We start from the raw sequence: 22,720 nt of genomic DNA on the forward strand, positions 1-22,720 counted from the left end.
GCTTCCCTATTCGATACGAACCGGCTCCGGATCGGGGCATTCCAGGCCATCCCGCTCCGCGCGGCGGCGCAGGCCATCGCTGACGGCCTGGAGAACCCGGATGCGGGCGTAGCGCTTATCGTTGGCGGGGATCACCGTCCAGGGAGCCCACTCGCTGTACGTTTGGGCGAACATGTCCTCGACCGCGGCCATGTAGGCGTCCCAGTTCTCGCGGTTGCGCCAGTCGTCCTCGCTCATTTTCCAGGCCTTCAGCGGGTCGGCCAGGCGCCGGTTGAAGCGGCGGAGCTGCTCGTCCGGATCGATGTGCAGCCAGCATTTCACCAGGACCACCCCCGAATCCGCCAGGGTCCGCTCGAAGTCGTTGATCTCCCGGTAGCCTCGCTCCCATACCGCCGGCTCCTCCAGCCCTTCCACACGCTCCACCAGCACCCTTCCGTACCAGGAGCGGTCGAAGACCGCCATCTCCCCCGGCAGGGGGACCTTGGTCCAGAAGCGGTAGAGATGGTGGCGGGCTTTTTCCTGGCGCTCGGGGGGCCCGACGCGGTACACCCGATAGGCACGCGGGTCCATGGAGTGCGCCATACGCCGGATGGCGCCGCCCTTTCCGGCGGCATCCATACCCTCCAGGGCCACCATGGCCCGCAGCCCCTCCCGCATTACCGATTGCTGGAGGCGGATCAAGTCGATCTGCAGGGCCTTCAGGTGACGCTTGTAGTCATCCTTGGCCAGATGGCGGCTCAGGTCCAGGTCCTCGAGCATGGTGCGCCGGTTCCTCCGTTCGGGCTCCGGCGCGGCGCCGGAACAGTCTCTTGGAAAAGCGGCCGGCTCCCGGGTTCCGCCGACCGGTCGCCGCCCTGTACCGCATCCTGCCCATCGTGGTTTAACAGGAAGGAACGGGCCATCAATTTCCTGCGGGTGCGCGATGACGAAATGGCTGCTGAAGAATCCCCATTCCGGCTCGGCGGAACGGATCGAGGCCCTCGGGCCCACCATCGAGCGAGCGGGCATCCGAGTCCTCTCCCCGGAGACCCCCGCCGAGCTGCACCGCATCCTGCGGGAGGCGCGCCTGGACTGCGAGCGCCTCCTCATCGCCGGCGGCGACGGCACCGTGCATCGGGTGGTCAACGCCATGCGGGGCGACTTCCAGCGCCCGCCGCTGGCCCTCATTCCCCTGGGCACGGGCAACGACCTGGCCCGCACCCTCGGCATCCCCTTCGATCCGGCGGAGGCCCTGGAGCTGGCCTGCACGGGAGCGCCCCGGCCGCTGGACCTGCTGCAGGTGGATACCGGCGGCGAGCCGCTGTTCTGCGTCAATGTCTGCGCCGGGGGCTTCAGCGGCGACGTCACGGAAGCCGTGGGGAACCGGACCAAGCAGGCCTGGGGACCGCTGGCCTATCTTCGGGGAGCCGCCGACAGCGTGGCCGATATGCCGGGCTACGAGGTCACCCTCCGCTACACCTCGGGCTCCGAGGAACGGCTCACGGTACTGAACCTGATCATCGCCAACGGCCGGACCGCGGGGGCGGGATCACCGTGGCGCCCACAGCCGACCCGCGGGACGGCCTGCTGGAGGCGGTGGCCGTGAAACAGGCCCCGGGCCCCACCCTCATTCCCGTGGTCCTCAAGCTGCTGGCCGGGGACTACACGGAGAGCGAGCTGGTCAGCGCCCAGAGCACCCCCACCGTGGAGGTCACCTGCGGCCACGACTTCCTGTTAAGCCTGGACGGTGAGCTTCACCGCATGCGGGAGGCGCGCTTCGCGGTGGTTCCGGGCGCCCTCCGCTTCGTCGCCGCTGAGCCCTGACCGCAAGCTCCGACTTCTATCCGTTCCACGGCTCCATTAGAATGGCCGCCGTCCTTGTCCGCAGAGGCCGCTATGACCATCTGGATCGACGCCGACGGCTGCCCAAACGCCATCCGCGAGATCACCCTGCGCGCCAGCCGCCGCACGGAAACGCCGGTAGTGCTGGTGGCCAACCGCGACCTGCCCGAGCCCAAGGCGCCCCGGGCCTCGACGGTTCGCGTGAGTGCCGGGGCCGACGTGGCGGACAATTACATCGCGCAGAACATGGCGTCCGGCGATCTGGTGGTCACCGCCGACCTCCCGCTGGCCGCGGAGGTGGTGGAGAACGGGGGAACCGCCCTTTCCCCGCGCGGCGAGCACTACACCGCCGAGAGCGTCCGCCAGCAGCTCTCCATGCGGGACTTCATGGAGCAGATGCGGGGCGCCGGCCTGGCCGGCGGCGGCCCGTCGCCGCAGAGCGACCGGGACCGGCAGGCCTTTGCCAACGCCCTGGACCGCTGGCTGGCCCGTCAGGGCCACCAGTAGGCCCCTGCCGCCTCACCCCGCCTCCCGCTTCTCCAGCTCCTCCCAGCGCCCGTAGGCGGCGTCCAGCTCCGCCTGGGCGGCGGCCAGCGCCTCGTTGAGGCCGTCCACGTCCACCTCCGGATCCTGATAGATGCCCGGGTCACCGAGTCGCTCGGTGAGGGTTCCGATGCGCTCCTCCAGCTCCTCGATGCGATCGGGGAGCTCGTTCAGCTCTTTGCGCTCCCAGTTGCTCAGCCGCTTGCGTCCTTCTGCCGGCGGCGCTTTCGCTTCTTCCCCGGCGTGGCCCGCCGCCGGATCCTTGCGCGGCTTGCCGCCTCCGGCGGGCTTCTCCCGCGGCTGCCGCTCCAGGTACTCGGAGTAGCCGCCGATGAACTCCTCCACGGCACCGTCTCCGGAGAGCACCAAAAGGCTGGTGACCACGTTGTCCAGAAAGGCCCGGTCGTGGGAGACGATCAGCACGGTGCCCGCGTAGTTGGCCACCAGGTCCTCGAGCAGCTCCAGGGTCTCGATATCCAGGTCGTTGGTTGGCTCGTCCATGACCAGGACGTTGGAGTCCGTGGCGAACAACCGGGCCAGGAGGAGCCGGTTGCGCTCGCCGCCGGAGAGCCGGGTAATGGGCGCCCGCGCCCGGTCGGGGGTGAACAGGAAATCCTGGAGGTAGCCGATGACGTGCCGGCGGCTGCCGTTGATGGTCACGTACTCGCCGCCGTCGGTGACATTGTCGGCGGCGGTGGCGTCCTCGTCGAGCTGGGCCCGCTGCTGGTCGAAGTAGGCCACCTGCAGGTTGGCCCCGGTCTCCACCGTGCCCGACTGCGGCTCCAGCTCGCCGAGGAGCAGCCGGATCAGGGTGGTCTTGCCCGAGCCGTTGGGCCCCACGATGCCGATGCGGTCGCCGCGGCCGATGATAGTGGAGAAATCCTGGACGATGGGCCGGTCGCCGTAGTCGAAAGTGAGGCCTTCCGCCTCCACTACCCGCTTGCCGGTCTTCTCGGCCCGGGAGGCCTCCATGCGCGCCGTGCCCTGCTGCTCGCGGCGTTGGGCGCGCTGCTTGCGCATCTCCTGGAGCTGCCGCACCCGTCCCATATTGCGCTTGCGACGGGCCTTGATGCCCTGGCGGATCCAGGCCTCCTCCTCCGCCAGCTTCTTGTCGAAGCGGGCCTGCTCCTGGGCCTCGGCGTTCAGGCGCTCCTCCCGCCGACGCAGGTAATTGTCGTAGTCCCCGGGCCAGCTCGTAAGCCCGCCGCGGTCGATCTCCACGATGCGCGTGGCCAGGGCGCGCAGGAAGCTGCGGTCATGGGTGACGAACACCAGCGCCCCACCGAACCCCTTCAGGAAGTCCTGAAGCCAGGTGATGTTGTCGATGTCCAGATGGTTGGTGGGCTCGTCGAGCAGCAGCAGGTCGGGCCGCCGCACCAGGGCCTGGCCCAGCAGCACCCGTCGCTTCATGCCCCCGGAGAGCGTGGCGAAGTCGGCGTCCTCGGGCAGGTTCAGCCGGGTGATCACCTCGCTGATCCGGGAATTGACGTCCCAGCCGCTCTCCTCGTCAATGCGCGCCTGGACCCGGCCCAGGGCCTCGGCGTCCTCGGCGGTCTCCAGGCTCTGGCTGAGGCGATGGAACTCGGCCAGCAGCTCGCCGATGTGTCCGAGCGCATGGGAAACCACGTCGTACACCGTGCCGCCCGTGCCGGTGGGCACCTCCTGGGTAAGCTTGGCCACCCGCAGGCCGGGCTGGGGCCGCACCTCGCCTTCCTCGGGCTCCACCTCGCCGGCCAGCACCCTGAGCAGCGTGGACTTCCCCGCGCCGTTGCGGCCCACAATGCAGATGCGCTCCCCGGCCTCCACGGACAGCTCCGCGTCCTCCAGCAGGGGATGCGGACCACCGACGTTGATCTCGACGTTGCTCAGGGTAATCAGGGCCATTCAGGGAATCCGTTGCCGATCTGAGAAGTGAAGGGGACATTTCCGCCCGCGGCGGTGCCCGGAGCCAGGAATGGTAACCACCATGCCCGGGCCGATCCCATAGGGGATCGGCCCTTTTCGGGTACCACCGGTATGAGACCGATCCCGCGCCGGGAAGGTCCGAGGCGCCCCCCCCCACGAGCCGCGCTGGGCCACCTCAGAAGCGGAGCGCGCCGCCTTAGCGGAGCGCGCCGCCTTCGGTGTTGATGATGCTGACCTGATCATTCAGGGTCCAGTAATCATAAAGCACCCCGAGCAGAAAGACGCCCCCGGTGAGCAGGTACAGCAGTCCGGTCACCCATTTTTCCAGGTAGAACCGGTGTACTCCGAATACCCCCAGGAAGGTCAGCAGGATCCAGGCAATATTGTAGTTCTTGGCGCCCTCCCGGAAGCGCAGGTCCGCACTGCGGTCCATGGCAGGAATGAGAAACAGGTCCACGATCCAGCCGATGAAGAACAGACCCAGGGTGAAGAAGTACAGAGTCCCGGTTACCGGCTTGCCGAAGTAGAAGCGATGGGCGCCCATGAATCCGAAGATCCAGAGGACATAGCCCATCAGCTTGTTGTGGGTGTTCATGAATTTCCCCTGTATGACAAGGCGCAGAGCACGCAGGGAGCGGATTTCCTTCCATGCCGGCCAATTACCGACGGACAACGCGAAAAAACACCGGCCCGAAAGAAGGCCCGGAGCCCCTAAAGCGACCATTTAAGACGTGTAACCCCCTAGGATAAAGGCATTTTCAACATATTTTCCAGCCCCGGAGCTGGGCCCGGACTGCCGTCCGGTTTTCGGGAAATTTGCGAGCGGGCATTTCGTAAACTTTACATCGCACGGACGCGGGCTTCGGCAATCGCCCGTGCCGGAGATTCCATATAAATATTTGAAAATAAACAGTTTTCGGTCATTCCCCCATTGCCTGTGGCGGCGGCAAGTCAAAGCCGGAGGACGGGGATTTTTTTTACATTTCGACCCGCCTGCGCCCGGAGCAACTGCCTGTCCGCGGCCGACGCTACTTTCGCCGCCTGGAAAACCCCTGCATTTTCGGCAAGTTCTACGGAAAGCAAGCCCGGCCGAAGCTCTGGCACCCGATTTGCTATTTTCAAGAATAGCCATGCGGTTCGGAGGCCCGGAGCAAGGGCGCCGACCGGTGAGGACGGACAGACGAGCCCGGTTATTCCGGCAGCAATTCATTCCGAGTGCGGGGAAACTGACATGCGGGTCCTGGTAACCGGCGGAGCGGGCTTCATTGGCTCCGCCCTCGTGCGCCAACTGGTATCGGAGACGCACTGCACCGTCATCAATGTGGACAAGCTGACCTATGCGGGAAACTTCGCCGCCCTCGGCGACACCCGTTTCCATCCGCGGCACATCTTCGAGAGGGCGGATGTCTGCGATTTCCGGGAAATGGAGCGCCTGTTCCGGAAGCATCGTCCCGACGCCGTCATGCATCTGGCGGCGGAATCCCACGTGGACCGCTCCATCCACGGGCCCGGGGATTTCATCAAGACCAATATATTCGGCACCTACGCGCTCCTGGAGGCCGCGCGCACCCACTGGAGCAGCCTCCCTCCCGGACAGCGGGCCCAATTCCGCTTCCATCACATCTCCACCGACGAGGTGTACGGGGAGCTGGCTCCGGAGGACCCCGCATTCAGTGAAGACACCGCCTATGCCCCGAGCTCGCCCTATTCCGCCACCAAGGCCTCCAGCGACCACCTCGTCCGGGCCTGGCAGCGCACCTACGGGCTGCCGGTACTGCTCACCAACTGCTCCAACAACTACGGTCCCTTCCAGTACCCGGAAAAGCTCATCCCCCTCGTAATCCGCAACGCCCTGCTCGGAGAGCCCCTGCCCATATACGGCAGCGGCGATCAGGTCCGGGACTGGCTGTACGTGGAGGATCACGCCCGCGCGCTCCGGCATGTGCTCGCAGAGGGCCGGATTGGCCGCACCTACAACATCAGCGGACGGAGCGAGCGAACCAACCTCGAGGTGGTGAATGCCTTGTGCGGCCTCCTGAACCGGCTGGCCCCGCATCCGGAATACGCCTATGAGCGCCTGATCCGCTTCGTGCCCGACCGGCCGGGACATGACCGGCGTTACGCCATAGACGACTCACGCCTCTCCGGCGAGCTGGGCTGGACGCCCAGGGAGAGCTTCCAGAGCGGATTGGAGAAGACCGTCCGCTGGTACCTGGAGAATTGGACGTGGCTGGACGAGGTCTGCGCGCGCACCGAATCCGAGGTTACGCGGCTGAAGCCCGTTCGCCAGGGGGCGGCGGGATGAATCCGGCGCCCGCCGGAAGCTGCTCGGGCCGGGATCCGGCGGCTTCCGGCCCCGCCCCGTCCGCCGCTCCGCGGCGCCCTCCCTTATGCCCGAACACCCTGGAGAAGCGCGGAAATGAACCGGAAAGGGATCATCCTCGCCGGTGGCAGCGGAACCCGGCTTTATCCGGTCACACACACGGTTTCCAAGCAGCTCTTGCCCGTTTTCGACAAGCCCATGATCTATTACCCGCTCTGCACCCTGATGATGGCGGGTATCCGCGAGATCCTGATCATCTCGACCCCCCGGCACCTGCCGCTGTTTCGGGACCTGATGGGGGATGGCAGCCAGTGGGGCATCCAGCTTGAATACGCCGTCCAGGAACGCCCCAATGGCCTGGCCGAGGCATTCCTCATAGGCGAGCCCTTCATCGACGGTCACCCGAGCGCCCTGATCCTTGGAGACAACATCTTCCACGGCAACGACCTGCGGCCGCTGATTAGCGGGGCGGCCGCCCGGACCGAGGGCGCCACGGTGCTCGCCTATCCGGTGAGCGATCCCGAACGGTACGGCGTGGTGGCTTTCGACGAGGAAGGACAGGCGGTGAGCCTCGAGGAAAAACCGGAAAGGCCCCGCTCCCGCTACGCGGTGACTGGCCTGTACTTCTACGACTCGGAAGTGAGCCGCAAGGCCCGGGAAATCGAGCCCTCCAGCCGGGGCGAGCTGGAGATCACCGACCTGAACCTCTCCTACATGCGCGAGGGGAAGCTCAACGTGGAGGTCATGGGGCGGGGTACCACCTGGCTCGACACAGGGACTCATGAATCGCTGATGCAGGCGGGGACCTTCATCGAGACCCTCGAGAAGCGGCAGGGCCTCAAGGTTTGCGCCCCGGAAGAGACCGCCTACCGCATGGGCTTCATCGATGCCGGCCAGGTACGTGCCCTCGCCCATACCCTGGCCAAGACCGGCTATGGCCAATACCTCCTCAACATCGCCGAGGACCGGATCTTCTGAAACCCTGATGGGCGCGCCCCGTCCGGGGAAGGGACGGGGCTTCATCGCCCCGCGCGGCACGCATCCAGTACCGGCTTGGCCAGGGATTTCACCTTTTTCCTCCCGAAGTGCCAGGCGCCCTGGGCCAATCCCGCGGGTGTCCGGGAATTGAAGGCACGCATTCCCCACCGTTCCCGGCGATGGCTCATCCATTGCCGCTTGTAGGGCTCATCCCCTTCCAGAAAATCCACCTCCCGGACCATATCCCCGTCGAGGACCCGTTCCATGAGGTGCGCGGTCAGAATAGTACCGGCCGAATAGCCGCTGTAGTCTTCGTCATAGGCGAGCCTGTAGATGGTGGCGACTCCGCCCTGCACGATCCAGAACTGGACGGCGATGGGCGTCTCGCCCAGCCAGGCCACGCCCAGACGCAGCCAGCCCTGCTCCGCGCAGAACCGCGCCCAATCCGCGATTACGTGCAGATTGGGGTCGGGCTGTTTCCAGCTCCGCGCCCAGACCCGCTCGAACGCCCGCACCGCCTCCTCGACGCCTTCCGTGGAATCGTAGATGGCCAGCCGCGCTTCCGGGCTGCGCAAAAACTTCCTGGTCTTCCGCCGTACGGTGTTCTTCAGAACCGAGGGCCTATCCGCCAGGTACTCGTAGAAGGAAAGTCCTTCACAGGGCAGGTACCAATTGCCGAAGCAGTAGAATTCCTGGACCCGCCAGCCTCGGTGCAAGAAGGCGTCCCGCGTGGCCGTATAGGCTTCGGAGGAGGGGTCCATCTTCGCCAGATCCACAACGTCCCAGGACGGCCTGTTCGCCGTCACCGTATCCACGAAGGCCCGGGCAATTTCCTCCATGCTCCCCACGGGTAGGTGCCGGATGGGCCCGAACATCGGGGAATGCGGGTGGGAGAATCCGCTCAGTTGGCGAAGCCACCGATATTCCGCGGACACCATGGGGAACGAGGCGATGGTGCCGAGGGAGTAACCGAGCGCCTGCGCGGAAAAAAGGATGGGCTCGCCTTCCAGATCGACGACTTTGCTGAGGTTCCTGAGCCAGTCCCGGCTCAGGAAAAAGCGCTGGCCGCTCAAGGGCCGGCCATCGCGGTCCGCTTCACGGAGCGCCTCATCCCAGTTGGTGGTGGGGTTGACCCATATCCCGAGGGGACTTCTGGCCCAGCTCCCGCTCCCTGGCGTGAGCTCCTCCCTCGTGGCCGGGAAGCCCTCGCGCGCCTCCGCCATGTCCCTTTTTTCCGAAACGGGATCGGCAGAATCAGGATGAAAAGGCCCCATAAAGTCCTCCTGAAATCTTATGTATTGTTTATTTTTCAGTTTCCGCCCCCCTTCACTTATTTATACAGTCACCGTTTACTTTTTAAAACGATTTTTGTAAGAAATTATTTACAACTATTATTAATGTTTTTACAAAAATAGAAGGGCTAGCCACATATAAGCATGGTTACGCTGTTTGATTGTAAAATTTACTATACATAACTAGGGCGCTTTTAGGCTTAATCGCCAACTTGCTGTAAAATTTACTGACAATAGATCCCGGGGTCTAGGTAGAAAGGTCCACATAAGGCGGGAGATTCCGGGGGAGGTTACGGGGAACCCCTAGGCAAGGCGGGCGACGGAAGGCGTACCAAGAACCGGATACCCTGATGCCGAGTGTCTGTCAGGACCCGAAATCCGGTACATTAGGGCGCGGCAAAACTCTTCAGGCAACGGAAGGAGCCACCGGGGAGCCATGCGCCCAAAGCCCCTAGCCGAATCCTTCAAGTTCTTTTCACGGTTCGCCTCGGACCCGGGAGCCGTGGGAGCCATCGCGCCCAGCTCCCCAGGTCTGGCGCGGGCCATGGTCTCCTGGATCGACTGGACCGCGGTGGACGCGGTGGCGGAATACGGACCCGGAACGGGCCCCTTCACCGCGCAGATCCTGGCGAATCGCATGGAGGGTGCACGGTTTTTCGCCGTGGAGCGGGACCCCGAGCTTGCAGGACGGTTCCGGAGTCACTTCCCCGGGGAGCACCTGCACGTGGATTCGGTGGAGAACATCGCCGCCATTTGCGCGAGCGAGGGGGTGGAACAGCTGGACGCGGTGATCTGCGGTCTGCCCTGGGCCAGCTTTTCGCCGGACCTGCAAGCCCGGCTGCTCGATGAGACCGCCGGCATCCTGCGCAAGGGCGGCTATTTCGCCACCTTCGCCTACCTGAGCGGTTTCGCGGTGCGGGGGGCGCACCGCTTCCAGCGCCTGCTTCCGGAATACTTCTCGCAGGTGGGCCGCAGTCCCGTCGTGTGGCGCAACCTGCCGCCGGCTTTCGTCTACCGTTGCCGACGCTGACCGCCCCCCCGGACCGTCACATCGGGCCCGATCCCGGAAGGGGCTGACGGGTCACGGCCACGGCGACGATATAGCCGAAGACGGCCAGGGCCGCCACCCAGGCCGCGGCCCGCGCCCGCATGCTGCGCCCTCTCCGCAGGGCCACCATTCCCAGGGCGATGTAGACCACGAGCCCGACGAGCTTGGCAGCCAGCCAGGCATGCGCCCAGGGAGCCTGTCCGGTGACATAGGCCAGGAGGATGGCGCTGGCAAGCAGAACCGTGTCATTGGCATGGGGAGCGACACGCACCCAGGGCCGTCGCAGCATGGCACTCTCCCGCAGCATCCAGACGCCCCGCAGGACGAACAGCGAGAAGGTCACGGCTACGGCGGCCAGATGGACGCCCCGGGCCGCCGGGTAGACTTCCGCCGCCGTCACGACGGCCTCCGAACCAACGGGCGGGCATTCTTCGCGGTACCCATTAAGGCACTCCAGTTTCGTGGCACGGTCTCCCGCCCGCCCCGTTCACAGACGTTGCTCCAGCAGGCGCTCGATCCGGTCCAGCCGGGCTATTACGTCCCGGGAAGGCGGCTCCCCGGATCCCGCCGCCGGGGAAACCCCGTCCTGCACGGCCTCCGCGGCCTGCTGGCGATCGTACTGCTCGTGCTCCCGCTGCATCACCTCCAGGATGATGCCGATGACCATATTCAGGAACACGAAGGCGGCCAGGAAGATGAACGTCACGTAGTACAGCCAGCTGAGTGGATAGACGTCCATGGTCTCGTACATGACGTCCGTCCAGTCCTCGAAGGTGGCCACGCGGAACAGGGTAAGCATAGCCACGGAGATGTTTCCCCACAGCTCCGCGTTGATGTTCCGGAAGGCGATGCTCCCAACCGCGCCGTAAATGTAGAAAATGACGAACATCATGATGGCCACGTAGCCGAGTCGCGGCAGGGCCTTCACCAGGGCGTTCACCAGCAGGCGCAGCTCGGGGATGAAGGAGATCAGCCGCAGCACCCGGAAGATCCGCAGCAGCCGCGCGAGCATCACCGAGTGCGCCCAGCCCATCGGCACCAGACTAACGGCGACCACGAGGAAATCGAAGGTGTTCCAGCCCTTGCGGAAGAAGGCGAGCAGGCTGCGCTCGCTGGCCATGCGGATCAGGATCTCCACCAGGAAGAAGCCGGTTACCAGGTAGTCCAGGACGTTCAGGCCGCGGAGGATCGAGGGGTCCGGTGAATAGGTCCGCGCTCCCACCACCAGCCCGGATAGGACGATCACCGAGATAACGAAGACCTCGAAGAGCTTGTTGTCCCGGATCCGTATGAGCTTCGCTCTGATAGCCGCCAAGCGCTCCAATGGGGCACCTTTCTCCAGTATGATCCATGTCCGTTCCACAGGCCCTCGGCGCCTGTGGCCTGTCAATCAGGCATGCTTCTACCGTATTCGGGAAAGCAATGGAAGGGACCACGCGCGGCGGGGGACCAAAGCAAGGAGGGGGGTTTGGGCACGGAGTGGGCCGTCTACATGATCGAAACACACGCCGGCAGCTATTACACCGGCACCACCAAGGATGTCATCAGCCGGTACCAGACCCATGAGTCCGGGGCCGGAGCGCGGGCCATCCGCCTGGCCGGCGGTCCCCGCGGGATCGTCTGGCTACGCGAAGGCTTGCCTAAGTCCGACGCCTTCCGCCTGGAGCGGGCCATCAAGCAGCTCTCCCGGAAGGAGAAAGAACGCCTGATCGCCAGGGGGCTCGAATCCGTTGGTATCGGTCCCGATGGCCGTCCGGAACGGTAGATGCGCCCCGCCACGCGGACTGGGCAGTATCCGGGCAGACTCCAATTATGCCAAGATGCTTCCATACAATAATTAAAGCACCCCCTAAATTTTATTTATAAAACAGCAACACTCTCCCACATAACACCCCCCCCTTTGAAGAACGGCCCTCCAGGAATAACAACCGACATAGCACCCTCGAAAAGCGGAATCCATAGACCGAATATTTATTCTGTTAACTACGTCACCCTCACCCAATACATCCGATTTCCCCTCTATCGTTTAGAAAAGTATAATCCGGCTTCTCGCACACAGTGTCTTTCTCCGCGACCACCTCTTTGTGAAACGATCTAGCACTGTATAGCTATATATCTGGCAGTCCGTTCCTCCCCTTATCGCTGTCAGGCCAGTCAGGAACGTATGCCCGATCCAACGGCCCAGGGCTCTGTGCCGCCGCGTCAGCCCCGGCATTGCATATAACTCCCACGACCCCGGTGATCTGAATTATCCGCTCGACGATAGGGGATTGCCCATGCACTGGCTGGAACGGATTCGGCTGCGAAGCAAGCTTTGGATTCTCGGCGCCCTGGGAATCATCGGCATGGTGCTAGTGTCGGTGCTCGCCATGAATCATTTGCAGGACAGTCTCATGCAGGACCGCAAAGTGATGGTCCGCAATCTGGTTAAGTCAGCGCACAGTCTGGTGGAGCATTTCCATCAACGCGCTCGGGACGGAGACATGACGGAAAAGGCGGCGAGACAAGCCGCACTCAAGGCCCTGGAGGACCTGCGTTACGGGAAGAAGCAGTACTTCTGGGTCAACGACATGGGCCCCACCATGGTTATGCATCCCTACAAGCCCGAGCTGAACGGGAAGGACATCTCCGGAATTGCCGACCCCCGCGGCAAGCACCTTTTCAAGGCCATGGTGCACAAGGTCCGGGTTTCAGGGGCCGGTTTCGTCCCCTACATGTGGCCGAAGCCCGGATCCGACGATCCGGTGGCCAAGATATCCTACGTTCAGGGGTTCTCCCCCTGGGGGTGGATAATCGGCTCCGGCATTTACATCGAAGACGTGCAGACCGAGTTCCGCAACGCGGCCTCGAAGCTGCTGGGGCTCAACGCCGTGGTCATGGCGATCTCCGCCGTGCTGGCACTGCTGCTCTTCCGCCTCATCACCCGCCCCCTGAAGCAAATGGCCGGCAGCCTGGAATCCATCGCCCAGGGAGGAGGAGACCTCACCCAGCGCCTTGATTTGCCCACAAAGGATGAAATCGGACGGGCGGGTACGGCCTTCAACCATCTCATGGAGAAGCTCCGCGTCCAGATGGGCCACCATCGGGAGCAATCCAACCAGCTCGCCACCGCCAGCGAGGAGCTGAACGCCTCGGCTGAGGGTCTGCAGAACAGCGCCCGGGAACAGGTCCAGCAGGTGGAGCAGGTAAATCACTCCTCCCAAGAGGTGAACCGGGTGGTCCAGGATGTGGCCAACAATGTGAACGAGGTCTCCCAGTCCGCCGGGAAGGTGAATCAGGAGTCCACCAGCGGCAGCCAGGCTGCGGAACAGGCCAGCCGCCAGATGGAGCAGCTCCGGGAGACCACCGAGAGCGTCAACCAGATCACCGAGACCATTCAGGATATCGCCAAGAAGACCGACCTCCTAGCCTTGAACGCCGCCATCGAGGCGGCCAACGCCGGGGAGCAGGGCAAGGGCTTCGCGGTGGTGGCCGACGAAGTGCGCAAGCTGGCCGAACAGACCAGCCATGCCACCGAGGATATCACCGGCATCCTGGAAAAATTCCGCGGCCAGGTGGACGAAAACACCGGCACCATGGACGAGCTGCGCCGGTCCATGGAGAACATCAGCGAGCAGGCCGCATCCACCGATCACATGGCAAACCAGATCGCGTCGGCGGCCGAAGAGCTGGCGGCCACCATGAGCGAGAACACCGAGAGCTTGGGTCAGGTGCAGGATGCCGTGGCGAGCATAACCAGCTCCACCGAGCAGATCCGCCAAGCCGCGGGGTCGGTGGACCAGATGGCCAACCAACTTTCCGAAGAGGTCCGGGGATTCAAGCTGGAATAGGGCCCTCTTCGGGGCTCCGAAATGCAAAGACCCCCGGAAAGCACTCCGGGGGTCTTCCTGATTTCCAGGAAGCTAGGCTATGCTCCTCTTCCCGCCCGCCGGCATTATGTTCTGGTTGAGATGGAACAGGTTGTCCGGATCGTACCGGTCCTTCACGGCCACCAATCGCTCATGGTTGTCGCCGTAGAGCGCCTGGGCCGGATCCTCACCCAGTCCCGGGAAGTTCCCGTAACCGCCGGAGGCGCCCTCCATGGACCGCAGCTCGGCCACGCTCTCGCGCACCCAGGTCAGGTTGGCCTCGCTCTCCGCAGGGTCCTCCCAGTTGGCCTCGAAGGTAAGCATGTAGGGCTTGTCGCGGTGCCAGAAGGCGGTAGCCTCCCGGGGAACCTCGCTCAGGGCGCCGCCGAGCTGCCAGACGTCCAGGGTGGTCAGCTTCGACGGGCTCGCCGCGCCCCGCCGGGCGATGAACTCCAGGACCGGATCGGTGAGGTCGTCCAGGTAGACCGCCTTCCAGTAGTAATGCAGCCCTTTCGGATAATCGGCTTCCAGCAGGGTCTGCAGCTCCGTATACCTGTGCACGCCGCTGAAATCGGCCACGGGACGGGCGAATTCCCGCAAGGGCCCGAACACCCGCTCCGCTTCCTCCGGGGCACCGTTGTAGCTGCCCAATAGGGCGTAGCAAGGCTGGCCCCATTGCTCCTCGGGGAATTCCTCGATCGCCGGGATGAAACCGTAGAAGGCCAGCACGCTCGCCTCCCGCGGCGCGGTCGCCGCCCACTCCCGGAACCGTTTCATGGGGCTCGCATCCGCATCGGCGGCGTGCCAGACGAACAGCCCGAACAGCTCCGGACCCACCTCGTGCAGCCGGTACTCGAAGGCGGTGACCACCCCGAAGTTGCCGCCGCCGCCCTGCAGGGCCCAGAACAGATCCGAATTTTCCTCGGGACTGGCCGTGCGGATGCGGCCATCGGCGGTGACGATCTCCATGGCGGTCAGGTTGTCGCAGGATAGCCCGAACTGCCGGCGGAGGTGCCCCAGACCGCCGTTCAGGGTCAGGCCCGCGATCCCCGTCACCGATACCGCGCCCAGGGGCGTCGCCAGGCCGAAAGCCTGGGCTTCCCGATCCACGTCCCCCAGGGTGGCACCACCCTGCGCCCGTACCCTCCGGTGCTGGGGATCCACCCAAACCCCGCGCATGGCGGACAGATCGATTACGATCCCCCCGTCACATACCGAGGTTCCGGCCACATTGTGGCCCCCGCTGCGCACGGCCACCTCCAGGTGCTGTTCCCGGGCGAGATTCACCGCGGCGGCCACGTCCGCCGTGCCCCGACACTCGGCGATGAGGGCCGGATGCTTGTCGATCATCCCGTTCCAGATGCGCCGGGCCTGTTCATACTCCGGATCGCCGATCTCGATCAGCCTGCCCCGGAAATCCGAGGAAAAAGCGCCCCAGGCCGCGGCATCCACCCTTTCTCCGATCCTGTTTCCTTCCACGCCGTCCATCGCTCCGCTCCCGCAAAAGTATTCCCGCCGGCCATCCCAACGGCCGCCTTCGCCGTCCAGTGGACCCTTCCCGAGGGCTTCTCAGGCCCGATCCGAACTGCCCGCCGCCGCAGACCGCTCCCGACCGGAAACCTGCCCCGGGGAACGGGGCGATACGGACCATCCCCACGGCCGCGCGGATCCCTGCCTCCGGTCGAAAACGGCTCATTCAATCACTACTACGCCAACGGCGACGGTTTTCAATACTTTTCCCGAGAATAGGGATCGACCGCGCTGATCAGCAGGAATTCCCCGATCCCGCCAAGCCCATTTACAGGCAAGGGGGTTCCCCGCAATATACCCCCGCCAGGAACGGCCTGATGCGCTCCAGAAGAGCGGGACATGAACGCACGCAACCGGCCGCGCCGGCCGGGCGGCATAGCCGGAATACAGGGCATGGAATCACAAAGAATCACGGTTTTTGGCGGCACGGGCTTCCTGGGCAGCCGCATCGCGCGGCGCCTAGTTGCCTATGGCTGGGAGGTGCGGGTCGCCGCGCGGCACCCGAAGGTTCCGGAACGGGTGACCCCCGAGGCCCCCGTGGAGCTGATGGAAACCGACATCCGCAGCCCGGACGATGTCCGCACGGCGGTCCGGGGAGTGGCCGGCGCGATCAACGCTGTAAGCCTGTACCAGGAGCACGACGACCTGACCTTTCAGGACATCCACGTGGACGGCGCCGAGCGAATCGCCGCCTGCGCTCGGGAGGAAGGTCTGGAGCGGCTCGTCCATGTCTCCGGAATCGGCTCGGATCCGGAATCGGAATCCCGCTACGTCGCCGCCCGGGGACTGGGAGAGCAGCGGGTCCGGGAAGCTTTTCCGGATTCCATCATCCTGCGGCCGAGCGTCCTGTTCGGCCCCGGGGACAGCTTCCTGCAGGCCCTGGACGGCATCACCCGGGCCCCGGTGGTTCCCATGTTCGGTCGCGGAGCCACCCGGCTGCAGCCGGCCTTCGTGGAGGATGTGGTTTCCGGCATCGGCCAGTCGCTGGTACGGACCGGCGTGACCGGGAAGGTCTTCGAGCTGGGAGGCGGCAAGGTCTACACCTACCGGGAGATCCTGCAGGTGATCCTCGCCCATCGGCAACGACGCCGGCTGCTGCTGCCGGTGCCCTTCCCGATCTGGCGGGCCCTGGCCGGCGTTGCCGAGCGGTTACCGGGGCAGCCGCTGACCGTGGACCAGGTCATGCTCATGGAGCACGACAATACGGTGGGATCGGACTTGGCCACCTTCGCGGATCTGGGCATCCATCCCGCGAGCATCGAGGACCGGATCGCGGTCAGTCTGCCCTGATCCGGGGTGGCGGGGGGGAAGGCCCTCAGACCTTCCCGTCGAGCCCGAGCTGATAGTACTTGTGGGTGATCTGGTCCTGGTTTTCCAGTAGCCAGTCGATGCTCGGCTCGTGGTTCATGGCCCGCTGGATCACCTGGGTAGTGGCCTTGCGGTGGGTCTCGAACAGGGTCTTGTGGTCGATCTCCTGCTCTTCGAGGATCACCGGGTTCAGCCATACCGAGTAGATGATCCCGATGTCGTTCACCTTTTCCTTGGGGATGTCACCGTTGCGAACGGCATCCAGAACGCCGTTGGCGATGGCCCCCTGGACGGTACCCATGAGGATATTGGTGTAACGGCGGTTATCCACGGTGACCTTGCTGACCATCAGGGTCGCGGGCCGGACCATGACGTCGCCGTTCAGCAGGGCAAAGACCTTGGTGTGGCCCGCGGTCTGGTTCCCGTTCAGCTGCGCCATGGCATGGCCCACCGGCCCGTCCAGCTCGCCGATGACGATCTCCGGCTCCGCCCCGGTACCCGGCGCCGCGCCGCCCACCAGGGTCTCGGCCATACGCATTCCGATTCGCTCGGCCATATTGCGCTCCTTATGCTTTGAGGTTGCGAAAGGCAGCCGGAGGGTCCGACTGCCCGAATTCCGTGAAAAAACTGTGGGGCTGGAATCCAACCTTATGGTGCGGAAGCCGCACGCAGAATACGCATTCTAGCATACGCCCCCTTCCGCCCTGGCCCACTCCTGGTATTCCCCGGCAAATCTTCCTCGGTCGGTTACCGCCTGCCCGAAACATCGGCTTTACGATCCCACCTTTCTCTACCTGATTTCGGTCAGCCTCCCCGGAAATTTCTTACGGAAGGCTGTATACCCCTTATTATCTATTGCTTCCGATGGCCGCTTTTCCAAGACTTCCCGTCAGTTCATGCCCTCGTTCCGTATACCCGAAAAGCCGAAGGATGCGATTTCGGTCACGAGCCGCCGGTGACCCGGCATCCCGCCTTTTCCCTGATTGGAGCTGCCCATTCGCATGAAACGCCCGAACTTCCACAAACGGTTCTCCCTCGGCAACCTGAAGATGGGCTGGAAAATGGCCCTGGCCCCGGGCCTGGCCATACTTGCCATGGTTGCGGTCTATGCCCTGACGCAGCTCTACCTGGGCCGCTACAGCACGGCGGTTACGCAGACCGAGTCGGGAACCCGGTTCATCCGCCTCACCAAGGAAATGCGGATTGCCGAGAAGAACTACATCAGCCGGCAAAGCGAAAAGCAGGCCGAGCGAATCGGGCAGCTCTCGCAGCGGATGGAACAGCTTGCGGAGGAAACCCGGGCCCGGTTGTTGGAAGGCGGCGACAATCCGGACCGCCTGGATGCCGTGGCGGAGGCCAACGCGGCCTACGCCCGGGCCTTCGAGAAGTTCTCCCGGCTCCAGGAGGAATCCCGGCAGGCCTCTGAGGCCATGCTCGGAGCGGCCGCCAAGGTGGAAAAGCTCAGCAAGGACCTGATCCAGGGGGCCCGCCAGCGGTCCCGGGGCCTCGGAGCGTCGGGGTCGGGGCTCGACCGGCTCCGGAATATCAACGCCTACAAGGACCTGGGGATCCTCATCCGAGAGGCCCGGCTCCGGGAAAAGGAATTCCTACTTCGGGGCAAGGACAAGTCCCTGAAGGCCGCACAGCAGGCCGCCGAACAATTGGCGGCGAAGACCGCCGAGCTGGAAGAGTCCGCGTCGGGTAGCAACCGAAAGCGGCTGGCCCGGGCCAACAAGGCGGCACAGTCCTATCTGGCCGAGCTCGACCGATTCGGCAGCGCCCGGAAATCGGCCCGGGCACACCTGGATACCATGATCGAATCGGCGCAGAGCCTGGAGCAGGCAGCCGGCATCCTGGCGGAGAATCAGCGCCAGGAGCAGGACCGTGTTCAAGGCTCCCTAAACGCCAGCATCCTGACCGTCAATCTGGCGGCCATGGCCCTGACCGGACTGCTGGCCTTCCTACTCACGCGGGCCACGGTGCGGCCGATAAACGCGGTCAGCCGGGCCGTCCAGCACATCCAGAACCAGCGGGACTTCACGCGCCGGGCACAGTCGGAGGGCCGTGACGAGATCCACGAGATGGCCGGAGCCGTCAATGCCCTGGTGGCGGAGCAGCGCGATCTCCTGGGCGACCTCCAGGAGCAGTCCTCCCAGGTGGCCGCGTCCAGCGAGGAGCTCGCCTCCTCCGCCGAGGAGATCTCCCGGTCCGCGAGAAGCTCCAGCGAGCGGGTGGAATCGGTCACCAGCTCCACCAACGAGGTGAACACGGTAGTTCAGCAGGTGGCGGAGAATATCAGCGAGGTGTCCGAATCCACGAGCCGGACCGCCGAGACCACGGATCAGGGCATGGAGGCCGTCCGCGAAGCGGGCCGGCGCATCCAGTCCCTGCGTAGCTCAACCGGCCGGGTGGACGAGCTCATGGAATCCATTCAGGCCATCGCCAAGAAAACCGATCTGCTGGCCCTGAACGCGGCCATCGAGGCGGCCAACGCCGGGGAGCAGGGCAAGGGCTTCGCCGTGGTGGCCGACGAGGTGCGCAAGCTCGCCGAGCAGACCTCCGAGACCACGGGGCAGGTCAACGAGATCGTCGCCAGCCTGCGCGAGGAGTCGGACTCTTCCGTATCCGCCATGAGCGAGGTGGAAGAGAAGATGGAGCAGGTCCGCTCCATGATCCAGCAGACGGACAACAACGCCGGGCAGATCGCCTCCGCCGCCGAGGAGCTGGCCGCCACGGTCAGGGAGACCACGGACAGCATGGGCGAGATCTCCGGCAACGTGGAGCAGGTGGTCGGCAGCGTCACCCAGATCGAGTCCGCCGCGGAGCAGCTCAGCGAGCTGGCCAGCGCCCTGCGCACCCAGGTGGAGCGCTACCGAATCACCTGATGAGGATTGGTGTGGAGCCCGGCCCCCTGCCTCAGGATTGGTTCTTGAGCTGGGCCCGGATATCGGAAAGAACGGCCAGGGCCGTCAGTGGAATCGCGGTCGAAATCAGACCGAAGATGAGGCCCCCGATGGCGCCCATGAAACCGAGCTGAGAACCGCTTACCAGGCCGCCCAGCCCGCCCAGCACCAGACCGATGGCGATAATCCAGTCCACCATGCCCGCGAGGAATTCGCGAATCCCGTCCAGCATATCTTTCCCTCCCCAGTATTCTGATGTGGCTAGCGTTTCGAGCAAAGCTATCAGAAGGAAACCGTTCCCAGAAGCCCGCATTTCATTCGAAAAGCCCGAAATTTCATCCGCTATTCGGGATTTTCCGCCAGGACGCCCCATGTATAGCCGCTTTCCCGGTGCGGCGGAGCGCATTCCCTCCCCCAAACCGGCAGCTCCCGCATTCCATCTTTGAATGACTTCCCCTGGGTTTTACGGTGCCCATGAGGGGGGGGGGGAGCAAGCTGCATTTGGAAGGAGAAAACCGCAATGGCATATCGCTGGATCATAGGCGGCGCCCTGAGCCTGCTTCTCATCGGATGCGGGGGCTCGGGCGGAGACTCGGGCATCCCGCGGTCGGCCATCAAGGAGGCCACCGCCAGTACCGAGGCCGGTATTTGGGTGGAGAATGCCGAAATGGAGCAGAAGGGGGAAACGCTCCTCCTCGCGGTGACCATGGCCCAAGACGCCGACCGGGAGAAGGCCAAGTACTCCGGACAGCAGTATGTCCGACAGCTCAAGGAGGTCATCCCCGGGACCCCGGACCCGCACCGCGCGGTAGGCACGGGCCAATATATCTACAAGATCACGGTGCAGGATCCGCAAGGCCGGGTACGCTACAAGGGTACCAAGCCGAATGATGCCAAAAAGGTCGCCTGGCGCCAGCCGGCTCCACCGGAAGCGCAGAAGGCCCTGGCCGAACACGACGGCAAGCAATAGCCACCGGTCCAAACCGCCCCGGGCGGGTCTGGCAGCTCCGGCCCTCCTCCTTCCGGTCTCCGGAGGGGCGGACCGATATTCCTGTAAGCCCAAAATACGGGCTCCGGAGTAACGCCCGGAGCCCTTCCCCGCCGGCCAGGCCGTCGCTCACGGGGCGGCGGTACGGTTCTCCACCTCGCGGGTCCCCTCCACATACCAGGCATCGTGCTCGGCGAGGGTTTTCTCCCGCTCGCTTTTGACCGTCCCGCCGAGAAAAACCACGCCGTCGCGGGCCTGGACGTTGATCAAGGTCCCATCCAGCAGCACATCCCGTTCCAGGGCCAGCTCCACGGCCTCCGACAGCTCGCCGGCGTTGTCCTCCTCGGCTGGAGTTACCACCAGTCCGTTTATCACGTTGCGGGTACCGGAGGCCCACCAGGCCAGGAGGGCCGCCATGCGCCGATGGGACAGACTGTATACGGCCCCGTCCAGGGAGACCACGCCCTCCTCCACGCTGAACAGGATGTCGCCTTCCGCCCGCTCCGGCTCGCGCAGGAGCGCCTCCTCGCCGGTCTGGCCGATCATGCGCAGGGTGTGATGCTCGAAAACCGGCTCTTCCAGTAGCGCCACCCGAAGCTCCTCCATGATCTGACCATCGGTCTGCGGCTCATCGGGCCGCACCCTGAGATGGTCCTCCACCTCCTCCACGCCCTCTACCCGCGCGGCTATGCCGGGGGCCCGGCGCTTGTGCGCGATGTCCGCCACCTCTCCCGTCAGGTAGACCGTCGCGCCTTCCGCGCGGATCTCCAGCGTGGCATCGTGCAGGTTGACTCCCGCATCGAACTCCAAGGCTGCCGTTACGGCCTTAACCAGATCTCGATTCCCGCTCATTTGCCGTTCCTCGCGTTACCGGACTATGCGCAATTCGGTAGCCTTCCAATGTAGACACAGGAGGGCCCACCGCGCGCAAGGCCCGTGCCCGGGGGTTGGGATTCTCCCGGTAGGGCATTGCTCCGGGGCGGAAACGGCCGCGGCTGAACCGGAAGGGCGGGACGGAGTCCGAGTAGTTACCCGGCCGCGTGGACGATGCGCGCTTTATCGGCCAGGATATGAAGACCCTGTTTTGCCAGGAGAAACGGTCGGCCCTATGCCTCCACGGTTACCCCTCCAGTTGCCGCGCCGTCGTTTCCGGAGCGCCCTCCTCGGCCTGACGGCCGCGTTGATGGCCACCTTGACCGGACCCGCCCACAGCCAGCAGGCACCCCCCGTCCGGGTAACCAAGGCGGAAACCGCTCCCATTATCCGCGAGGTGCAGCTTACCGGGACGGTCACCTCGCCTAAGGTTGCGCGGGTTTCCACATCCGTGGGCGGGCTGGTGGAGACCATGCGGGTGGACAGCGGGGATCGGGTGGAAGCAGGCATGCCGCTTCTGAAGCTAGACCGCAAGCTGGAGAAGCTGCAGCTCCGCCAGGAGCGCGCCGCGGTGGCCGAGGCCGAGGAACAGCTCGCCGACGCCCGGCGCAGGCTGTCCGAGGCGCGTCGCCTGGTCCGAAACCAGAACATCCCGGAGTCCGAGGTCCGCTCCCGGGAGGCGGAGGTCCGCATCGAGCAAGCCGCCCTGGAGCGGCTGCGCGCCCGGGCGGAGCATCAGGCCGAGCGCGTGGCCCGCCACAGCGTGGACGCGCCCTTCAACGGCGTGGTGTCCCGCAAGCTCACCGCCGCCGGCGAGTGGGTGGACCCAGGAACCGCCGTGGTGGAGCTGGTGGCCATGGACGGCCTGCGTCTCGACTTCCAGGCCCCCCAGGGCTACTACCCCCGGATCGACGCGGGAGCCCCCATCCGCGTGCGCCTGGAGTCGGTTCCGGACAATCCGCTGGACGGCCGGGTGGCGGCAACGATCCCCGTGAGCGACCCTGAGGCCCGCACCTTCACTGTCCGCGTGCATATGAACCGCGAGGAGGTCCCCATCACACCCGGCATGTCCGCCAGCGCCACCCTGCCGCTGGAGACGGGCCGGCGCGGTGTGGTGGTGCCGCGGGACGCGCTCCTTCGCTATCCGGACGGCCGCAAGACGGTATGGGTGGTGGAGAAGGACGGCGACGGGCACGTCGCCCGCGAGCACAAGGTGCAGACCGGCCTGTCCTTCGATGGCCGCGTGGAGATCCGCTCCGGTTTAGAGGCGGGAGCTCGGGTGGTCACGCGGGGGAACGAGGCCCTCCAGGAGGGGCAGCGGGTGCGACTGGTCGGCAGCAACCGGGCGGCGAGCGACTAG

The 22,720-nt window shown here is 64.9% G+C and carries 22 protein-coding genes; 12 read left to right on the top strand and 10 right to left on the bottom strand.

The genetic code is table 11. The features are described 5' to 3' along the window. Positions 1 to 6 precede the first annotated feature (6 nt). Positions 7 to 759: a polyphosphate kinase 2 family protein gene (locus tag ACERLL_RS15125; RefSeq protein WP_373656939.1), complete on the bottom strand. Its 753-nt coding sequence runs from the start codon at positions 757 to 759 to the stop codon at positions 7 to 9. Positions 760 to 922: 163 nt separating this feature from the next. On the opposite strand from ACERLL_RS15125, the gene ACERLL_RS15130 reads away from it, so the two are divergent. From ACERLL_RS15130 to ACERLL_RS15140, 3 genes are all read left to right on the top strand, one after another. Beyond that, positions 923 to 1,585, top strand: coding sequence for a diacylglycerol/lipid kinase family protein (locus ACERLL_RS15130; RefSeq protein ID WP_373656940.1), 663 nt, complete (start codon positions 923 to 925; stop codon positions 1,583 to 1,585). Beyond that, complete coding sequence (locus ACERLL_RS15135; protein ID WP_373657042.1) at positions 1,576 to 1,803, top strand: diacylglycerol kinase family protein; 228 nt, start codon at positions 1,576 to 1,578, stop codon at positions 1,801 to 1,803. Before ACERLL_RS15130 ends, ACERLL_RS15135 begins: the two co-directional genes overlap by 10 nt. Before the next feature lie 72 nt (positions 1,804 to 1,875). Continuing rightward, the gene (locus ACERLL_RS15140; RefSeq protein ID WP_373656941.1) at positions 1,876 to 2,328 is read left to right on the top strand and encodes a YaiI/YqxD family protein; all 453 of its coding nucleotides are present in this window, start codon (positions 1,876 to 1,878) and stop codon (positions 2,326 to 2,328) included. A 12-nt stretch (positions 2,329 to 2,340) separates the two neighbouring features. Here ACERLL_RS15140 and ACERLL_RS15145 read toward each other — a convergent pair whose 3' ends face one another. Both ACERLL_RS15145 and ACERLL_RS15150 read right to left on the bottom strand, forming a co-directional pair. Further along, positions 2,341 to 4,248, bottom strand: coding sequence for an ATP-binding cassette domain-containing protein (locus ACERLL_RS15145; protein ID WP_373656942.1), 1,908 nt, complete (start codon positions 4,246 to 4,248; stop codon positions 2,341 to 2,343). Between the two features lie 217 nt (positions 4,249 to 4,465). Further along, positions 4,466 to 4,864, bottom strand: coding sequence for an NINE protein (locus ACERLL_RS15150; RefSeq protein WP_373656943.1), 399 nt, complete (start codon positions 4,862 to 4,864; stop codon positions 4,466 to 4,468). Between the two features lie 636 nt (positions 4,865 to 5,500). On the opposite strand from ACERLL_RS15150, the gene rfbB reads away from it, so the two are divergent. Further along, positions 5,501 to 6,574, top strand: coding sequence for a dTDP-glucose 4,6-dehydratase (rfbB, locus tag ACERLL_RS15155; protein ID WP_373656944.1), 1,074 nt, complete (start codon positions 5,501 to 5,503; stop codon positions 6,572 to 6,574). Between the two features lie 114 nt (positions 6,575 to 6,688). Beyond that, positions 6,689 to 7,570: a glucose-1-phosphate thymidylyltransferase RfbA gene (gene rfbA, locus ACERLL_RS15160; RefSeq protein WP_373656945.1), complete on the top strand. Its 882-nt coding sequence runs from the start codon at positions 6,689 to 6,691 to the stop codon at positions 7,568 to 7,570. A 41-nt stretch (positions 7,571 to 7,611) separates the two neighbouring features. Here rfbA and ACERLL_RS15165 read toward each other — a convergent pair whose 3' ends face one another. Next, positions 7,612 to 8,793 (bottom strand): GNAT family N-acetyltransferase, encoded by a 1,182-nt coding sequence (locus ACERLL_RS15165; protein WP_373656946.1) that lies wholly within the window; start codon positions 8,791 to 8,793, stop codon positions 7,612 to 7,614. A gap of 505 nt (positions 8,794 to 9,298) precedes the next feature. Here ACERLL_RS15165 and ACERLL_RS15170 point away from each other — a divergent pair. After that, on the top strand, positions 9,299 to 9,892 hold the full coding sequence (locus tag ACERLL_RS15170; protein WP_373656947.1) for a class I SAM-dependent methyltransferase: 594 nt from the start codon (positions 9,299 to 9,301) through the stop codon (positions 9,890 to 9,892). Positions 9,893 to 9,908: 16 nt separating this feature from the next. Here ACERLL_RS15170 and ACERLL_RS15175 read toward each other — a convergent pair whose 3' ends face one another. Further along, complete coding sequence (locus ACERLL_RS15175; RefSeq protein WP_373656948.1) at positions 9,909 to 10,310, bottom strand: SirB2 family protein; 402 nt, start codon at positions 10,308 to 10,310, stop codon at positions 9,909 to 9,911. Between the two features lie 87 nt (positions 10,311 to 10,397). Continuing rightward, positions 10,398 to 11,225 carry an ion transporter gene (locus tag ACERLL_RS15180; RefSeq protein ID WP_373656949.1) on the bottom strand — a complete coding sequence of 276 codons (828 nt, stop codon included), beginning with the start codon at positions 11,223 to 11,225 and terminating at the stop codon, positions 10,398 to 10,400. 153 nt (positions 11,226 to 11,378) lie between these two features. On the opposite strand from ACERLL_RS15180, the gene ACERLL_RS15185 reads away from it, so the two are divergent. Both ACERLL_RS15185 and ACERLL_RS15190 read left to right on the top strand, forming a co-directional pair. Then, entirely contained in the window at positions 11,379 to 11,675 is a 297-nt protein-coding gene (locus ACERLL_RS15185) for a GIY-YIG nuclease family protein (protein ID WP_373656950.1), read from the top strand. Positions 11,676 to 12,186: 511 nt separating this feature from the next. Next, entirely contained in the window at positions 12,187 to 13,740 is a 1,554-nt protein-coding gene (locus ACERLL_RS15190) for a methyl-accepting chemotaxis protein (protein ID WP_373656951.1), read from the top strand. Positions 13,741 to 13,812: 72 nt separating this feature from the next. Here the strand turns inward: ACERLL_RS15190 and ACERLL_RS15195 are convergent, their stop codons facing one another. Beyond that, positions 13,813 to 15,246: an FAD-binding oxidoreductase gene (locus ACERLL_RS15195; RefSeq protein WP_373656952.1), complete on the bottom strand. Its 1,434-nt coding sequence runs from the start codon at positions 15,244 to 15,246 to the stop codon at positions 13,813 to 13,815. 435 nt (positions 15,247 to 15,681) lie between these two features. Here ACERLL_RS15195 and ACERLL_RS15200 point away from each other — a divergent pair, with 435 nt between their 5' ends. Beyond that, positions 15,682 to 16,578, top strand: coding sequence for a complex I NDUFA9 subunit family protein (locus tag ACERLL_RS15200; RefSeq protein WP_373656953.1), 897 nt, complete (start codon positions 15,682 to 15,684; stop codon positions 16,576 to 16,578). Between the two features lie 25 nt (positions 16,579 to 16,603). Here the strand turns inward: ACERLL_RS15200 and ACERLL_RS15205 are convergent, their stop codons facing one another. Next, positions 16,604 to 17,152 (bottom strand): formaldehyde-activating enzyme, encoded by a 549-nt coding sequence (locus ACERLL_RS15205; RefSeq protein ID WP_373656954.1) that lies wholly within the window; start codon positions 17,150 to 17,152, stop codon positions 16,604 to 16,606. Between the two features lie 445 nt (positions 17,153 to 17,597). Between ACERLL_RS15205 and ACERLL_RS15210 the strand changes: the two genes are divergently transcribed. Further along, positions 17,598 to 19,481: a methyl-accepting chemotaxis protein gene (locus tag ACERLL_RS15210; protein WP_373656955.1), complete on the top strand. Its 1,884-nt coding sequence runs from the start codon at positions 17,598 to 17,600 to the stop codon at positions 19,479 to 19,481. A gap of 31 nt (positions 19,482 to 19,512) precedes the next feature. On the opposite strand, the gene ACERLL_RS15215 is transcribed toward ACERLL_RS15210, so the two are convergent. Further along, positions 19,513 to 19,731, bottom strand: a complete 219-nt coding sequence (locus ACERLL_RS15215) for a hypothetical protein (protein ID WP_373656956.1) — start codon at positions 19,729 to 19,731, stop codon at positions 19,513 to 19,515. Between the two features lie 288 nt (positions 19,732 to 20,019). On the opposite strand from ACERLL_RS15215, the gene ACERLL_RS15220 reads away from it, so the two are divergent. Next, positions 20,020 to 20,469 carry a hypothetical protein gene (locus ACERLL_RS15220; RefSeq protein WP_373656957.1) on the top strand — a complete coding sequence of 150 codons (450 nt, stop codon included), beginning with the start codon at positions 20,020 to 20,022 and terminating at the stop codon, positions 20,467 to 20,469. A 147-nt stretch (positions 20,470 to 20,616) separates the two neighbouring features. Here ACERLL_RS15220 and ACERLL_RS15225 read toward each other — a convergent pair whose 3' ends face one another. Continuing rightward, positions 20,617 to 21,339 carry a BON domain-containing protein gene (locus ACERLL_RS15225; protein ID WP_373656958.1) on the bottom strand — a complete coding sequence of 241 codons (723 nt, stop codon included), beginning with the start codon at positions 21,337 to 21,339 and terminating at the stop codon, positions 20,617 to 20,619. Between the two features lie 256 nt (positions 21,340 to 21,595). Between ACERLL_RS15225 and ACERLL_RS15230 the strand changes: the two genes are divergently transcribed. Beyond that, the gene (locus tag ACERLL_RS15230) at positions 21,596 to 22,720 is read left to right on the top strand and encodes an efflux RND transporter periplasmic adaptor subunit (protein ID WP_373656959.1); all 1,125 of its coding nucleotides are present in this window, start codon (positions 21,596 to 21,598) and stop codon (positions 22,718 to 22,720) included.

It is taken from the genome of Thiohalorhabdus sp. Cl-TMA (assembly GCF_041821045.1).
GTDB classification, from domain to species: Bacteria; Pseudomonadota; Gammaproteobacteria; order Thiohalorhabdales; family Thiohalorhabdaceae; genus Thiohalorhabdus; species Thiohalorhabdus methylotropha.

What these genes read in the sequence shown, in the direction of transcription:
- ACERLL_RS15125 (WP_373656939.1), bottom strand. Translation starts at nt 759, where the DNA reads ATGCTCGAGGACCTGGACCTGAGCCGCCATCTGGCCAAGGATGACTAC.
- ACERLL_RS15130 (WP_373656940.1), top strand. Translation starts at nt 923, where the DNA reads ATGACGAAATGGCTGCTGAAGAATCCCCATTCCGGCTCGGCGGAACGG.
- ACERLL_RS15140 (WP_373656941.1), top strand. Translation starts at nt 1,876, where the DNA reads ATGACCATCTGGATCGACGCCGACGGCTGCCCAAACGCCATCCGCGAG.
- ACERLL_RS15145 (WP_373656942.1), bottom strand. Translation starts at nt 4,248, where the DNA reads ATGGCCCTGATTACCCTGAGCAACGTCGAGATCAACGTCGGTGGTCCG.
- ACERLL_RS15150 (WP_373656943.1), bottom strand. Translation starts at nt 4,864, where the DNA reads ATGAACACCCACAACAAGCTGATGGGCTATGTCCTCTGGATCTTCGGA.
- rfbB (WP_373656944.1), top strand. Translation starts at nt 5,501, where the DNA reads ATGCGGGTCCTGGTAACCGGCGGAGCGGGCTTCATTGGCTCCGCCCTC.
- rfbA (WP_373656945.1), top strand. Translation starts at nt 6,689, where the DNA reads ATGAACCGGAAAGGGATCATCCTCGCCGGTGGCAGCGGAACCCGGCTT.
- ACERLL_RS15165 (WP_373656946.1), bottom strand. Translation starts at nt 8,793, where the DNA reads ATGGCGGAGGCGCGCGAGGGCTTCCCGGCCACGAGGGAGGAGCTCACG.
- ACERLL_RS15170 (WP_373656947.1), top strand. Translation starts at nt 9,299, where the DNA reads ATGCGCCCAAAGCCCCTAGCCGAATCCTTCAAGTTCTTTTCACGGTTC.
- ACERLL_RS15190 (WP_373656951.1), top strand. Translation starts at nt 12,187, where the DNA reads ATGCACTGGCTGGAACGGATTCGGCTGCGAAGCAAGCTTTGGATTCTC.
- ACERLL_RS15195 (WP_373656952.1), bottom strand. Translation starts at nt 15,246, where the DNA reads ATGGACGGCGTGGAAGGAAACAGGATCGGAGAAAGGGTGGATGCCGCG.
- ACERLL_RS15200 (WP_373656953.1), top strand. Translation starts at nt 15,682, where the DNA reads ATGGAATCACAAAGAATCACGGTTTTTGGCGGCACGGGCTTCCTGGGC.
- ACERLL_RS15205 (WP_373656954.1), bottom strand. Translation starts at nt 17,152, where the DNA reads ATGGCCGAGCGAATCGGAATGCGTATGGCCGAGACCCTGGTGGGCGGC.
- ACERLL_RS15210 (WP_373656955.1), top strand. Translation starts at nt 17,598, where the DNA reads ATGAAACGCCCGAACTTCCACAAACGGTTCTCCCTCGGCAACCTGAAG.
- ACERLL_RS15215 (WP_373656956.1), bottom strand. Translation starts at nt 19,731, where the DNA reads ATGCTGGACGGGATTCGCGAATTCCTCGCGGGCATGGTGGACTGGATT.
- ACERLL_RS15220 (WP_373656957.1), top strand. Translation starts at nt 20,020, where the DNA reads ATGGCATATCGCTGGATCATAGGCGGCGCCCTGAGCCTGCTTCTCATC.
- ACERLL_RS15225 (WP_373656958.1), bottom strand. Translation starts at nt 21,339, where the DNA reads ATGAGCGGGAATCGAGATCTGGTTAAGGCCGTAACGGCAGCCTTGGAG.
- ACERLL_RS15230 (WP_373656959.1), top strand. Translation starts at nt 21,596, where the DNA reads ATGCCTCCACGGTTACCCCTCCAGTTGCCGCGCCGTCGTTTCCGGAGC.